The sequence below is a fragment of the Burkholderia sp. BCC1208 genome (genome assembly GCF_902833095.1).
In the GTDB taxonomy this organism is placed as follows: Bacteria; Pseudomonadota; Gammaproteobacteria; order Burkholderiales; family Burkholderiaceae; genus Burkholderia.
In genome coordinates this window covers 1-15,105 of sequence record NZ_CADFDY010000015.1, presented here as the reverse complement: position 1 = coordinate 15,105, position 15,105 = coordinate 1, and the positions used below count along the sequence as shown (strand labels likewise).

The 15,105-nt window shown below is 68.2% G+C and carries 7 protein-coding genes; 3 read left to right on the top strand and 4 right to left on the bottom strand.

Annotated features, from left to right (window positions below; genetic code table 11):
• Nucleotides 1–313: 313 nt before the first annotated feature.
• A complete protein-coding gene (locus HWX09_RS31340) occupies nt 314–1,126 on the top strand; it encodes a hypothetical protein (protein WP_027781376.1) in 813 nt (270 codons plus the stop codon).
• A gap of 17 nt (nt 1,127–1,143) precedes the next feature.
• On the opposite strand, the gene HWX09_RS31335 is transcribed toward HWX09_RS31340, so the two are convergent.
• On the bottom strand, nt 1,144–2,412 hold the full coding sequence (locus tag HWX09_RS31335; RefSeq protein ID WP_080681184.1) for a lipoprotein-releasing ABC transporter permease subunit: 1,269 nt from the start codon (nt 2,410–2,412) through the stop codon (nt 1,144–1,146).
• Nucleotides 2,413–2,705: 293 nt separating this feature from the next.
• Here HWX09_RS31335 and HWX09_RS31330 point away from each other — a divergent pair, with 293 nt between their 5' ends.
• Together HWX09_RS31330 and pbpC are read left to right on the top strand one after the other, a co-directional pair.
• Nucleotides 2,706–8,705 carry an alpha-2-macroglobulin gene (locus tag HWX09_RS31330; protein WP_027781374.1) on the top strand — a complete coding sequence of 2,000 codons (6,000 nt, stop codon included), beginning with the start codon at nt 2,706–2,708 and terminating at the stop codon, nt 8,703–8,705.
• Between the two features lie 54 nt (nt 8,706–8,759).
• A complete protein-coding gene (pbpC, locus tag HWX09_RS31325) occupies nt 8,760–11,180 on the top strand; it encodes a penicillin-binding protein 1C (protein ID WP_027781373.1) in 2,421 nt (806 codons plus the stop codon).
• Between the two features lie 19 nt (nt 11,181–11,199).
• On the opposite strand, the gene HWX09_RS31320 is transcribed toward pbpC, so the two are convergent.
• The 3 genes from HWX09_RS31320 to HWX09_RS31310 form a co-directional block, all read right to left on the bottom strand.
• Nucleotides 11,200–12,606 (bottom strand): methyl-accepting chemotaxis protein, encoded by a 1,407-nt coding sequence (locus tag HWX09_RS31320; protein WP_027781372.1) that lies wholly within the window; start codon nt 12,604–12,606, stop codon nt 11,200–11,202.
• Nucleotides 12,607–12,840: 234 nt separating this feature from the next.
• Nucleotides 12,841–13,911 (bottom strand): porin, encoded by a 1,071-nt coding sequence (locus HWX09_RS31315; protein ID WP_027781371.1) that lies wholly within the window; start codon nt 13,909–13,911, stop codon nt 12,841–12,843.
• 214 nt (nt 13,912–14,125) lie between these two features.
• On the bottom strand, nt 14,126–15,105 hold a 980-nt coding region (locus HWX09_RS31310), incomplete at its 5' end, for an AMP-binding protein (RefSeq protein ID WP_175888618.1).

Sequence of the window (15,105 nt, the reverse complement as noted above, 5' to 3'; positions counted from 1 at the left end):
CAAATGCGGGCATGCCCGAGCTTCCTTCAGGTTTCGGATGAAACGGAACGGCACGATGCGATGAGGCGGGAATGTTGCGAACGGCGGTGCTGCAACGGCAGGAAAGCGCGACGCGAGTCGGCACGCTGGCCGGATTGCTTTCCGGAAGCTTGCGCAAAAGTTATCTCAGTGAAATGCTCGTGTCAAACTTTTTTAGTTTGGGTCAAACAAAGTTTTGATATGCGGGCGGCGGGCGATCTCAACTTCCCCGAAATCCATCCGTAAACAGTGAAAAACAGCAGTGAAAAACAGGCTCAAAACGAGAGAGAGGGCAATGACGATTCCGGTCACGGCGGCGGGCGGCCTTTCGCTCGCGCAAATGGCGCAGGCGGCGCTCGACGGGCGCCGGAAGACGGACACGACCGTGTCCGGAGCGCCGCAGGATAAGCCGCTCAGCGTCCGGGCACTCGATCCGGAAGCGATGCAGGCGGCGATGACGAAACAATTGTCGATGGTGGGCGACCTGTCGATGAAGCTGCGCGGCGTCACCGACGCGCTCGCGACGAGCCTCCAGGACATCGTGGCGAAGCGCCCGGATCTGGCCGATGCACCATTCGACTTCATGACCGACGACGGCCGGATCAAGGTCGTGTCGAAGACGCTGACGGACGGCGATCGCGCATGGATCGAGTCGACGCTGAACGCGAACGCCGGCCTCGTGCTCGCGACGCGCGCTTTTCACGAGCAGGCCGTCGATATCGCCGCACAAGGCGCGGCCGTGCGCGGCGACACGTTCACGGACGGCGATCGCGCGGCGGCGAGCCAGGGCGCCGATGCGCGCTTTCACTTCATGAGCCTGCTCAACCGGTCGGTGGCGGACAACCCGCCGCCCGTGCCGCCCGGCGGCCACTTCACCACGCGGGACGGCACGACGCTGACGATCGCGCCCTCCGCCGGCAGCGCGCGCGGTACGCTTGCGCTGCTGGACACGGCACGCCAGCTGTCGTCGGGCGCGGCGATTTTCGTCGACTCGTCCGGCAAGAAGTCCTACGGCATGCGCGTGGAACTCGTCAACGTCGGCTTCGACGTGCTCGCCGCGTACGCGCCGGACGGCGGCAACAGCGTCGGCTTCCACGAGATCGCGTAACGCCGCGCCGGTCGCGCCTACTCGTCGCGCAGCGCCTCGGCCGGCCGCACCCGCGCGGCGCGCCAGCTCGGGTACAGCGTCGCGACGCACGACATCAGGAACGCGGCCGCCGCGATCTCGATCACGTCGATCGCCGAGAGCCTCGACGGCAGCGAGCTGAGGAAATACACGGACGGCGTCAGGAACCGGATGCCGAGCACCTGCTCGATCGCCGGCAGCACCACCGGGATGCTCACCGCGATCGCGCAGCCGAGCGCGACGCCCGCCAGCGTGCCGGCGAGGCCGATCGTCATCCCCTGGATCGCGAAGATCTTCACGATCGCGCGGGGCGGCGCGCCAAGCGTGCGCAGGATCGCGATGTCGCCCTGCTTCTGCGTGACCGTCATCACGAGCGACGACACGAGGTTGAACGCGGCGACCGCGACGATCAGCATCAGGATCAGCGACAGCATCCGTTTCTGCAGCCGCTCGGCTTCGAACCACGTGCGATTCTGCCGTGTCCAGTCGCGGATATAGAGGCTGCCCGACAGCGTGCGCGACAGCGCGAATGCGATGTCGGGCGCGCGCTGCAGATCGTCGACGCGCAGCCGGATGCCGGTCGGCGCGGGCACGTTGAACAGTTGCCGCGCGTCGCGGATGTGGATGTACGCGAGCGAGCTGTCGTACTGGTAGTGGCCCGATTCGAACGTGCCGACCACGTTGAACTGGCGGAACCGCGGCAGCGCATCGCCCAGGCGCGCGGTATTGCCGGGCGCGAAGAACGTGACGCGGTCGCCGATCGTCACGTGCAGCGCGTCGGCGAGCGCGGCGCCGAGCACGATGCCCATCTCGCCCGGCACGAGCGCGTCGAGGCGCCCCGTCTTCAGCTTGCGCGCGATCTCGGACACGCGCGGCTCGAGCACGGGATCGATGCCGCGCAGCGCGACGCCCGTCACGTTGCCCGCGTTCGTCAGCAGCGCCTGCGCGTCCACATAGGGCGCGACGGCACGCACCGCAGCATTCTGCAACGATTCGTGCGCGGTCAGCCGCCAGTCGGGCATCAAGCCGGACGGCGAGAAGATTTCCACGTGCGAGAGCACCGACAGCATCCGGTCGCGCACCTCGGTGCGAAAGCCGTTCATCACCGACAGCACGACGATCAGCGCGGCCACGCCGAGTGCGATGCCGGCCATCGCGGCGCCGGCGATGAACGACACGAAGCCGTCGCCGGCCGAGCGCCGGCCGCCGCGCGCGTAGCGCAGCCCGATCCGCCATTCGAACGGGAGTTTCAAGCGGTTTCCTTTCATTTCGATTCGATCCTGCCGAGCCGCGCATTCTAGCGAACGCGGCGCGAGCGCGTGCAGAGGTTGGACGGCGGCCCGCCGCCCCCCGAAATCCGCCCGCCCGGCTGGTGGTCGGCCGGCGTTGCGCGCCGGCACGCCGATATTTCCATCGTTTCGGGTCTGGTCGATAATGGCGCCCAGCATCCGGTCGAACATATCAAGTATTCACGGCGCAACCGGGCCGCGCCGTCACAGACCCATAACAATTCGGGGAAGGTTGCCGCTTGGCAGCATGTCCTTGACAAGGAAATAACAAAATGGATTTGCTGCGCTTCCTGCTGCTCCTGCCGATTCGCGTGGCGGGTTTCGTCTGGTGGCTGCTCGGCTGTGCACTGCGGCCGCTGGTCGGCAACGTGTCGTGGACGGCGCCCGCGTGGATGGGCGTCACCGCCGCGGCCGTGCGCCGCCGCCCCTGGCATGCCGGCGGCATCGTGCTGCTCGCGGCCGCGCTCGGTTACGGCGGCTACTGGTTCAAGCATCGCCCCAAGCCGCCGGAGCCCGAAACCGTCGGCTTCACCGTGAAGGCGCCGGCGATCACGACCTACGAGGTCGACGACACCGACAAGCCGAAGATCACCGTGCATCCGCTGGAGGTGGCGTTCTCGCAATCGGCCGCGCCGATCGAACGGGTCGGCAAGCCGGCCGGCGACGGCATCGAGATGACGCCCGCGCTGAAGGGCGCGTGGGAGTGGGCCGACGACAAGACGCTGCGCTTCACGCCGGCGGCCGACTGGCCGGTCGGCGCACACGTCGAGGTGCGCTTCGCCGTGCATCGGGTGTTCGCGCCGCAGGTGACGATGCGCGACGACCGTTTCGCGTTCGACGTACCGGCATTCGCCGCGACGTTCGGCAACAACGAGTTCTACCAGAATCCCGACAATCCGGCGGAGAAGCAGGCGCTGCTGCAGTTGCATTTCAACTACCCGGTCGATCCGGCCGAGTTCGAGAAGCGCATCGGCCTCGTGCTGGTCGGCCGCGACGGCAAGACCGTGTCGCCGCTGCGCTACACGGTCAACTACGACAAGATGAAGACGAGCGCGTGGGTCCACTCGCAGCCGCTCGAGATTCCGAAGGATCCGCTGTCGGTGCGGCTCGACGTCGACAAGGGCGTGAAGAGTGCGCGCGGCGGCAACGGCACGCCGGACGTGCTGCACGCGTCGGTCGGCGTGCCGGGGTTGTACAGTCTGTCGATCGACAATATCGCGCCGACCCTGGTCGACAACGAGCGCTACGAGCCCGAGCAGGTGCTCGTCGCCGAAACTTCCGACGGCGTGCGCGGCGCCGAGCTGGCCGCGCGCGCGAAGGCGTGGGTGCTGCCGAAGCGCAAGCCGGGCGTTGATCAGCCGGACGACGATCCGCCGTACGAATGGAATTTGGCCGACGTCAGCGACGCGGTGCTGAAGCAGTCGAAGCCGCTGCCGCTCGAAGTCGTACCGACCGAGGACGACTTCGCGACGCTGCAAAGCTTCAAGTACCACGCGACGCCGGGCGAGCGCGTCGTCGTGCGGTTCGAGCGCGATTTGAAATCGGCGGGCGGCTATCGGCTCGGCGAGGCGGTGACGAACGTATTCACGGTGCCCGACTATCCGAAGCTGCTGCGCTTCATGGCCGACGGCTCGCTGCTGTCGATGAGCGGGAGCAAGCGGCTGTCGGTCGTGTCGCGCAACCTGCCGGGCATGAAGATCGAGATCGGCCGCGTGCTGCCCGACCAGATCCAGCATCTCGTGAGCTTCAACAACGGCACGTACGCGCGGCCCGAGCTGTCGTATTCGTTCAGCGAGGATCACATCGTCGAGCGCTTCGTGCAGACGCGCGCATTCCCGGCCGGAGACCCTGGCAAAGCCCATTACGAAGGCATCGATCTCGGCCAGTACCTGAAGGGCGGCAAGCGCGGCGTGTTCCTGCTGCACCTGTCGAAGTACGATCCTGCCGCCGAGAAGAAGGCCGACGATGCGAAGGACGGCGATGCATCGTCCGACGGCGGCAGTCAGGATCAGTCCGACAACGCCGATTCCGGCGACAGCAGCGGCAACGGCGACGACGGCGACAACGCGCTCGGCGACACGCGCCTGATCGTCGTGACCGATCTCGGGATGCTGGTCAAGCGTGCGCTGGACGGCAGCCAGGACGTGTTCATCCAGTCGATCCGGTCGGGCAAGCCGGTTGCGGGCGCAACCGTGTCGGTGCTCGCGGTGAACGGCCAGGCGCTGTTCACGCAGACGACCGGCGCCGACGGCATCGTGCATTTCCCCGCGTTCAAGGGGCTCGACCGCGAGAAGCGTCCGCAGCTGTACGTCGTGAAGAAGGACACCGACCTGTCGTTCCTGCCGGTGGCCGGCCGCGACCGCCAGCTCGACTTCTCGCGCTTCGACGTCGACGGCGAACGCAACGCGACGGGCCAGGGGCAACTGTCCGCGTACCTGTTCTCGGATCGCGGCCTGTACCGGCCCGGCGATCCGTTCCACATCGGCCTGATCGTGCGCGCGGCCAGTTGGGCACGCAGTCCGGCCGGCGTGCCGCTGCAGGCGGAGATCGTCGATCCGCGCGGGATGACCGTCGAGCGCAAACCGGTGACCGTCGACGCGACGGGTTTCACCGAACTCGGCTACACGACCGCCGAAACGGCGCCGACCGGTGCGTGGACCGTCAACCTGTACATCGTCAAGGACGGCCAGCCGGGCGCCGAGCCGATCGGCAGCACGACGGTGCAGGTGAAGGAATTCCTGCCCGACCGGATGAAGGTCGACGCGAAGCTGTCGCAGCAGGTCGTCGAAGGGTGGGTGAAGCCGAAGGGGCTGAAAGGCATCGTCGATGCGCAGAACCTGTTCGGCACGCCGGCCGAGAAGCGCCGCGTGGCGGCGACGCTGACGCTGCGCCCCGTGTGGCCGTCGTTCCGCAGTTGGCAGGGGTATCACTTCTTCGACGCACGCCGCGCGAAGGAGGGCTACACGACTACGCTGCAGGACAGCACGACCGACGACAAGGGCCATGCCGAGTTCGATCTCGATCTCGACAAGTACGCGGACGCGACCTACCAGCTCTACTTCCAGGCGAAGGCGTACGAAGCGGAAGGCGGCCGTAACGTCGCCGCGAACGCGCAGGCGCTCGTGTCGAACAACGACTGGCTCGTCGGCTACAAGTCGGTCGACGATCTCGGCTACGTGAAGCGCGGCAGCCCGCGTACGGTGCGGCTCGTCGCGATCGACCCCGGCGCGAAGGCGATCGACGTGAAGGACCTGCGCGCGCAGCTCGTCGAGCAGCGTTACGTGTCGGTGCTGACCAAACAGGATTCCGGCGCATACAAATACGATTCGCGGCTGAAGGAAGTGCCGGTCGACGAGAAGCCGCTGTCGATTTCGGCGGCCGGGCTCGACTACGCGCTGCGCACCGACAAGCCGGGCAGCTATGCGCTCGTGATCCGCCGCGCCGATGGCGCCGCGGTGAACCGGATCGAGTATTCGGTCACGGGCGCCGCGAACGTCACGCGTTCGCTCGACCGCAACGCCGAGCTGCAGGTGAGCCTCGCGAAGCACGACTTCAAGCCGGGCGAGCAGGTGGAGATCGCGATCCGCGCGCCTTACGCGGGCAGCGGCCTGATCACGATCGAGCGCGACAAGGTGTATGCGCACGCGTGGTTCCACGCGGACACGACGAGCTCGATCCAGCACATCACGGTGCCGGCCGGTTTCGAAGGCAACGGCTACATCAACGTGCAATACATTCGCGATCCGTCGTCGGACGAAATCTTCATGAGCCCGCTGAGCTACGGCGTCGTGCCGTTCTCGGTGAACCTCGACGCACGCCGCAACGCGGTGAGCGTCGATGCGCCGGCGCTCGTGAAGCCGGGCGACACCGTCAACTTCACCGTGCATTCGGCGAAGCCCGCGAAGGTCGTCGTGTTCGCGGTCGACGAAGGCATCCTGCAGGTCGCGCGCTACAAGCTCGGCGATCCGCTGAAGTTCTTCTTCCGCAAGCGGATGCTCGAAGTCGGCACGTCGCAGATCCTCGACCTGATCCTGCCGGACTTCGAGAAGCTGATGGCGATGGCCGCGCCCGGCGGCGACGCCGACGACGCGATCGGCCGCCAGCTGAACCCGTTCAAGCGCAAGCGCGACAAGCCGGTCGTCTACTGGTCGGGGATCGTCGACGTGAACGGCGAGACGCGCCTGAGCTACACGGTGCCCGACTACTTCAACGGGAAGCTGCGCGTGATGGCCGTATCGGTGTCGCCCGATCTGGTCGGCACGTTCGAGAGCGCGACGACGGTGCGCGGCGATTTCGTGCTGTCGCCGAACGTGCCGACGACGCTCGCGCCGGGCGACGAGGCCGACGTCAGCGTCGGCGTCGCGAACAACCTGACGGGCGTCGGCAACCAGCCGGTGCCGGTCGCGGTCACGCTGAAGACGGGCCCGCAGTTGCAGGTGATCGGGCCGGCGACGCGGAACGTCGCGCTCGCGCCGCAGCACGAAGGCGTCGCGCTGTTCCGCGTGAGGGCGACCGACACGCTGGGCTCGGGGGCGCTGTCGTTCGGCGCGCGCTACGGCGCGAAGGGCGCGCAGCAGCGCGTCGACGTGTCGGTGCGGCCGGCCGCCGCGTTCCGCACGCAGCTCGACATCGCGCGGCTCGATCCGGGCAAGAAGGCGGGCGTGCCGAACCTGCGGTCGATGTACGACGCGTATGCGTCGCGCGACGCGAGCATTTCGACCGCGCCGCTGGTGCTGTCCGAAGGGTTGTCGTCGTATCTCGTCAACTTCGATCACTTCTGCAGCGAGCAGATCGTGAGCGCGGCCGTGCCGCGCGTGTTCGCGGCGAAATGGCTGTCGGTGCGCGCGCTGACGAGCGCGATGCATGCGCCCGAAGCCGGCGCCGATGCGGCCAACGCGAGCGCGATCGCGCAGTTCCTCGGCGTGTTGCGCGGCCGGCAGAACGCGCAGGGCGGCTTCGGCCTGTGGAGCGCGACGCCCGATGCCGATCCGTTCGTGTCCGCGTATGCGATGCACGTGCTGCTCGATGCGCGCGACCGTGGCGTCGCGGTGCCGAAGGATATGCTCGACGCGGGCAACGCGTATCTGCAGCGGCTCGCCGCGAACGATTCGCTCGGCTCGCTCGACCTGCTGCGGCAGCGCGCGTACGCGGTGTACCTGCTGACGCGCCAGGGCAACGTGACGACCAACAGCCTCGCGGCCGTGCAGAAGCGGCTGCAGGCGGCCTATCCGAACGACTGGAACAAGGATCTCGCGGCGGCGTGGCTCGCCGCGTCGTATCAGTTGCTCAAGCAGGACAAGGAGGCCGCCGCGCTGATCGCGGGCCCGCAGGCGTTGCTCGAACGCAAGCGCGCGTCCGACGGCGATGACTCGACGGGCTACTACATCGATCCGCTGACGCGCGACGCGAGCGTGCTGTACCTGCTCGCGAAGCACTTCCCGGAGCGCGTGCGCAAGCTGTCGCCGCGCGCGATGGACAACCTCGCCGCGCCGCTCGTCGACAACCGTTACAACACGCTGTCGTCGGCGATGACGATTCTCGCGCTCGACGCGTATGCGGCATCGAACGCGGGCCAGCTCGACCAGCTCGCGATCAATGAAGTGCGGGCGGGCGCCGCGCCGAAGGACGTGTCGTCGATCCAGGCGAACCTCGTGCGCTCGGGCACGTGGGCGGCCGGCGCGTCGCGCGTCGATTTCGTGAACGCCAGCGCGCTGCCGGCGTGGTGGGTGGCGAGCCAGTCGGGCTACGACCGCGGCACGTCGACGAAGGCGATCAAGAACGGGCTGGAGATCGTGCGCGACTACACGGATACGGACGGCAAGCCGCTTGCGAAGATCACGCTCGGCCAGGAGATCGACGTGCATCTGAAGATTCGTGCGACCGGTTCGGCGAACGTCGGCAACGTCGCGATCGTCGACCTGCTGCCGGGCGGCTTCGATCCGGTGATCGCGCCGCCGCCCGTGACCGATACGCAGGACGGAGACGGCAACGGAGACGGCGGTGCGTCGGCGCCGGCGGCCGATGCGCCGTGGCATTCGCCGATCGGCGTGAAGGGCTCGACGTGGCAGCCGCAGTTCGCGGATATCCGCGAGGATCGCGTGGTGATCTACGGCACCGCGACGACCGACGTGCGCGAGTTCGTCTACCGGATCAAGGCGAGCAACGCAGGCCGCTTCATCGCGCCGCCGGCCTACGGCGAATCGATGTACGACCGCCGCGTGCAGGCGCAGGCGCCGGGCGGCACGGCGCTGACGGTGGAACGCGTGCGATGACGATGCGCGGGCGCCGGCGTTGCCTGCCACGTCGAAAGCAACGAGCGACCGGGCGTGGTTGACGCATCCATGCTCCGGCGCGCGCGCCACGGCGCCGGCCGCTGGCTGCATCGCTGGCAGAACTGGCTCGCGGGCGCATTGCTCGTGTTCGGCGCGCTGGCCGCGTGCCGGCTGTGGCCGCATCCGCCGCTGCGCGACTGGAAACCGTCATCGGTCGCGGTGACGGACGCGCACGGCCGGTTGCTGCGCCTGACGCTGGCGAAGGATGAGCGCTACCGGCTGTGGGTGCCGCTCGACCGGATGTCGCCGCAGCTCGTCGAAGCCGTGATGCTGCACGAGGACCGCTGGTTCCGGTGGCATCCGGGTTTCAATCCGTACGGGCTCGCGCGCGGCGCATGGATCACGTATGTGCGCGGCGGCAATCCGCAGGGCGGCTCGACGCTGACGATGCAGCTCGCGCGCTCGCTGTGGAAGCTGAACACGCGCACGCCGGCCGGCAAGCTCGAGCAGGTCGCACGCGCGGTGCAGCTCGAACTCTTCTACTCGAAGCGGCAGATCCTCGAAGCGTATCTGAACGATGCGCCGTACGGCCGCAACGTCGAAGGCGCGGGCACCGCGAGCGTCGTCTATTTCGACCGGATGCCCGACGCGCTGACGCTGCCCGAGGCGCTCGCGCTCGCGGTGATTCCGCAGGACCCGGCGCGACGCGTGCGCGGCGGGCAGGAAGAGATCAACCGTGCGCTGGCCGCGTCGCGCAACCGGCTGTATGCGCGCTGGCTGACGAAGCACCCGGGCGATGCGTCGCTTCAGCCGTTGTTCGCGTTGCCGCTCGCGATGCGGCCGCTGTCCGCGCTGCCGTTCGATGCGCCGCATGCGGTCGACCAGGCGCTCGCCGCGCGCGGCGCGTGGCGCACGACGTCGGGCGGCACGGCGGCTGCCGATAGCGACGGCGACGGCGGCGCGCGGCTCGCGACGACCGTCGATCTCGATCTGCAACGCACGCTCGAACGGCAGATTTCGCGCTACGTCGCGCGCAACGATACGCGCGGCGTGCGCAACGCGGCGGCCATCCTCGTCGATACGCGCGACATGGGCGTGAAGGCGCTGGTCGGCTCGGCTAACTTCTTCGACCGGACGATCGACGGGCAGGTGAACGGCACGCTTGCGCGGCGCTCGCCGGGCTCGACGCTCAAGCCGTTCATCTACGCACTCGGCTTCGACCAGGGCGTGCTGCATCCGCAGACCGTGCTGCGCGACGTGCCGACGTCGTTCGGCCCGTATGCGCCGGAGAATTTCGACGGTCATTTCCTCGGGCCGATCACGGCGACCGACGCGCTGAATCGCAGCCGCAACGTGCCGGCCGTGTGGGTCGCGTCGCAGCTCAAGTCGCCCGACCTGTACCGGTTCCTGCAGGACGCCGGCGTGCGCCGGCTCGCGAGCGCGCAGCACTACGGGCTCGCGCTCGTGCTCGGCGGCGGCGAAGTGACGATGCAGGATCTCGCGGCGCTGTATGCAATGCTCGCGAATCGCGGCGAGTTCAGGCCGCTGCGGCTGCGCGCGGACGAACCGGCGCTGCCCGGCCGGCGCCTGCTGAGCGCCGAAGCGAGCTACATGACGATGGACATGCTGCGCCAGCATCTGCGCCCCGACGAGACGAGCGGCGCGCAGCCGTCGAGCGTGCCCGTGTACTGGAAGACCGGCACGTCGTGGTCGTTCCGCGACGCGTGGACAGCCGGCGTGTTCGGCCCGTACGTGCTGGTCGTGTGGGTGGGCAATTTCGACAATTCGACCAATACCGCGTTCGTCGGTGTCGATGCGGCCGCGCCGCTGTTCTTTCAGGTCGTCGATGCGATGAACGCCGAGCGCCCGCTCGTCGAGCCGCCGCGCGCGGTGCCGCCGAACCTGAAGCGCGTGCGGGTCTGTCTCGCGAGCGGCGATCTGCCGAACGAATGGTGCCCGCAGCAGGGCTGGACGTGGTTCATCCCGGGCACGTCGCCGATCCGCGTGAGCACCGTGCACCGGCCCGTCGTGATCGACGACGCGACGGGGAAGGCCGCCTGCCCGCCGTACGACGTCAAGCGCACCCATACGGAGGTCTTCGAGTTCTGGCCGTCGGACTTGCAGCAGGTGTTCGCGCAGGCCGGCATTCCGCGCCGGCGGCCGCCGCAGAATGCGGATTGCCGCGATGCCGGGCAGGTGGAAGGCGATCCGCCGCGCATCACGTCGCCGCTGCGCGGCAGTACGTATGCGATGCGCGTGAAAAGCGCCGACGAAACCCGCATCGCGTTCAACGCGAGCGCCGATGCGAGCGCGCATGCGCTTTACTGGTTCGTCAACGACGCGTATGTCGGCCGCAGCGCGCCGGGCGACGCGCTGTTCTGGCAGCCGCGCACGGCCGGCAGCTATACGGTGCGCGTGGTCGACGATCACGGGCGCAGCGACCAGCGGCCGCTGGGGGTGGGGCTGGAGCAGTAGGCGCGGCCCCCGCGCCGGTTCAGACGCTGTAGCCGATCCGCAGGACGCCCCATGGCCGCCCGCCGACGACGATCGGCGCGGACACGTCCTTCATCAGCACGAACTGGCCGTTGCCCATGTCGCGCCGATAGGTCTGCAACAGGAACGGCTTGCTGTGCGAGACGGACATGCGCGCCGTCCGGTCCGTGTAGATCCGGCGGTTCCGGCAATTCGCCGCGTTCCAGGCGGCGTCCGCGCGCTGGGGCAGCGAAAACTTCCGGTTGTGGGTCGGCAGGTAGCACTGCCGGTCGAAGCTCGCGCAATAGACGACGCGCTCGTCCATGTCGAGCACCGGCTCCTGGATGGCGGGCAGCACGCGATCGGTGAACGCGGTGAAGCGCGTCGTGAACTGCTGCGGGTCGGTGCCCGGAATCGGTTCGTAGTGCGCGTCGAAGAGCGCGTCGAGCGCGATATCGCCGCGGCCGACCGCCTCCTCGAAGAGTTTGCTGATCGCGGCGGCCGTGCGCTGCGCGGTGTCGATCAGGCGCGTGTCGGGCGATTCGATGCCGGTCGCGGCCGTGAGCTCGATCAGCGTCTCGGAAACGGAGAGCAGATTGCCGAGCCGGTCCTTGGCTTGCGAGAAGTTGTCGGCCGAGTGCTCGACGCCGGACGCCATCTCGCCCACCTGCTCGTCGAGACGGTGGCACTGCGCCTCGATCTCGTCCGTCAGCGACGCGATCTGTTCGGCCTCGCCGGCGAGCTCGGTGATCGCGTGGCCGGTCGCGTGCACGACCTCGCCGATCGTGCGCGTGCCCTCGCGCACGCGATGCGCGCGGGCGGCGTTGTCGGTGCCTTCCGCGATCAGGTGTTCGGTTTGCTCGGCGAGCCGCGCGAGGGTCGTCTCGATCTGGGCCGTCGCCTGTCCGGTCTTCGCGGACAGGTTCTTGACCTCGGCCGCGACGACCGCGAAGCTGCGTCCCGACTCCCCGGCGCGCGCGGCCTCGATCGCGGCGTTCAGCGCGAGCAGGTGGGTCTGTCGCGCGATGACGGAGATTTCCTCGGACACGGCCCGCACGTGATCGAGCGCGTCGCGCAGCGCGCCCATCTGGTCGCTGATCGTGGTGACGCCCTCGACGAGACCGTGAATGTCGGCGAGCGATGCCTCGATCGTCTGCTGCGACTGCCGGACCGCATTTGACGCATTCGCGCTGACGTCGCGCACCTGCTGCGCGGTCTCGGCGATCCGGTGGTTGCCGCGCAGCGTGAGTGCGGCCGATTCGCGCAGCGTATGGCACACCTGCGCCTGCCGCGCGACGCGGGCCGCGACTTCCTCGACGTGGCCCGACACGTCGCAGATCTCGATGCCGAGCCTGCCGGCCTGTTCGGCGATGTCGCCGACGAGCGCGCGCGACGAACGGCGGCCGCGGCCGATTCCGAAGAAGTTCACGTTGGTGGGTCTCCTTGAGGGCACGCGCGCCGAGTTCCCGGCGGATGTTGTGCGTGCGTTCCTGACTTGACGGCCGCACGGCCGCGGACTTGAGGTCGGGTAAACATCGAGATCGGCATGCCGGACGGCCGGACCGATGCCGGGTGGGATGCGTTCGCGCCACGTTTCCGTGGCGCCGCTCCGATGTGGGGCCGGACGGGCGGCGCGCGGCGGCGCCCGCCCGCAAGCGCTGCGTCAGAACACGTGGTGGATGCCGGCGTTGACGCCGACCGTCGTGCCCGGCAACCCGTACAGCGCGCCGCCCGTGATGCCGAGGCCCGTGTTCATCGCACCGTGGTTGTTGACCACGCCAACCTGTGCATACAGGCCCGTTCGTTTCGACAGGCTGTAGTCGGCGCCGATCGCGGCAAGCAGCGAATGATTGTGCGAATCGTTGCGGTCGGTCGTGTACCACGCACCGGTGTTCAGGTCGAGAGCCGGCGTGACGCGATAGTCGAGGCCGGCGCTATACACGTTGTTGCTGAACGAGCCGGCGACCTTGTAGCTCGTGAACGATGCCTTGCCGGTCACCGGCCCGAACGTATAGGCGGTGCCGATCGTGCGGCCGACGAACGCGACCGTGCTCGGCACCGGCGTCGGCGACGTGCCGCCGTTGCCGTCGTAGAGCGCCGCGTTGAGCATGAAGCCGCCGTTCGTATAGGTGAGACTGCCGGAATACTGGCGCCCTGCCTGGAAGTCGCCGGCCTTTCCGCCGAGACCGAACATCGCGCTGGCCGTCAGCCCGGCGATCGTGGGGCTCGTGTACGAAATCGCGTTCGGGTTGAAGAGGCCGGTGACGAGCACGTTGTCGACATACGGAACCAGCGCGGCGCCGAAGTGCGAGACGTTGCGCGGATCCGATCCGAGTATCGCGAGCACGAACGGCGAGAACTGCAGGCCGACCTTCGTTTCGCCGAATCCGCCGTCGATCCCGACCCACGCCTGGCGGCCGAAGAAGTTGCCGTTCGAATGGCCGAACGCGCCGTCCGTGATGTTGAAGCCGCTTTCCAGCTTGAATCTGGCGTGCAGCCCGCCGCCGAGATCCTCGGTGCCCGTGATGCCGAAGTTGGTCGGCGTCATGCCCGTGTCGGTCAGCGCGAACTGGCGGCCGGCGTTGCCGCCGGTTGCCGAATCGAGCGATCGGCTCGTATAGAGCAACGCGGCGTCGAGATCGCCGTACAGCGTGACGCTGCTCTGCGCGAAACCATTCGTGCTTGCCGCCGCGCCGAGCAGCGCCGCGCAAATCGTCCATGTCTTGCTCTTCATCGTTTGTCTCCGTTTTGTGAGTGTTGTAATACGTACGACTAATTAAAACTTCCATGGCGGAAGCGATGCGAGCCGCCTGCATGCCGTGCCGTTTGGGAACGCATGGCGATGCTTCTCGCCGGCGCGAAGGCGGCCGCGAGCCCGGCTCGGGAGCGGGCTTGCGGTCGTGCCGAGGCACCGCGGTGAAGCGATACGCCCGCCGTGGCGGGCGGTGTCACATCGAGCGGTTCAACTGCTCGAGGATGGCCGGATTCTCGAGCGTGGACGTATCCTGCGTGATCGCCTCGCCCTTCGCGAGCGAGCGCAACAGGCGCCGCATGATCTTGCCCGAGCGCGTCTTCGGCAGGTTGTCGCCGAAGCGGATGTCCTTCGGCTTCGCGATCGGCCCGATCTGCTTGCCGACCCAGTCGCGCAGCGTCTTCGCGAGCGCCGCGGCTTCGTCGCCTTCCGGACGCGAACGCTTCAGCACGACGAACGCCACCACCGCCTCGCCCGTCGTGTCGTCCGGACGGCCCACCACCGCCGCCTCGGCCACCAGCTCGTGCGACACCAGCGCCGACTCGATCTCCATCGTGCCCAGCCGGTGGCCCGACACGTTCAGCACGTCGTCGATCCGGCCCATGATCGTGAAGTAGCCGCTCTCCTTGTCGCGCACGGTGCCGTCGCCGGCGAGATACAGCCGCCCGCCGAGTTCCTCCGGGTAATAGCTCTTCTTGAAGCGCTCCGGGTCGCCCCAGATCGTGCGGATCATCGCCGGCCACGGCCGCTTGACGACGAGAATCCCGCCTTGCCCGTTCGGCACGTCCTGGCCCGTCTCGTCGACCACCGCGGCCGTGATGCCCGGCAGCGGCAGCGTGCACGAGCCCGGCACGGTCGGCGTGGCGCCCGGCAGCGGCGTGATCATGTGGCCGCCGGTTTCGGTCTGCCACCACGTGTCGACGATCGGGCAGCGCTCGTGGCCGACGTGCTTGTGGTACCACATCCACGCTTCCGGATTGATCGGCTCGCCGACCGTGCCGATGATGCGCAGGCTCGACAGGTCATAGCTTTTCGGATGGACCTTGTCGTCGGCTTCGGCCGCCTTGATCAGCGAGCGGATCGCCGTCGGCGCGGTGTAGAACACGGTGACCTTGTGATCGTCGATCATCTTCCAGAAACGGCCAGCGTCCGGATAAGTCGGCACGCCCTCGAACA

Excerpts from the sequence above, each read along its gene's own strand:
- HWX09_RS31340 (WP_027781376.1), top strand. The coding sequence starts at position 314 with ATGACGATTCCGGTCACGGCGGCGGGCGGCCTTTCGCTCGCGCAAATG.
- HWX09_RS31330 (WP_027781374.1), top strand. The coding sequence starts at position 2,706 with ATGGATTTGCTGCGCTTCCTGCTGCTCCTGCCGATTCGCGTGGCGGGT.
- HWX09_RS31335 (WP_080681184.1), bottom strand. The coding sequence starts at position 2,412 with ATGAAAGGAAACCGCTTGAAACTCCCGTTCGAATGGCGGATCGGGCTG.
- HWX09_RS31315 (WP_027781371.1), bottom strand. The coding sequence starts at position 13,911 with ATGAAGAGCAAGACATGGACGATTTGCGCGGCGCTGCTCGGCGCGGCG.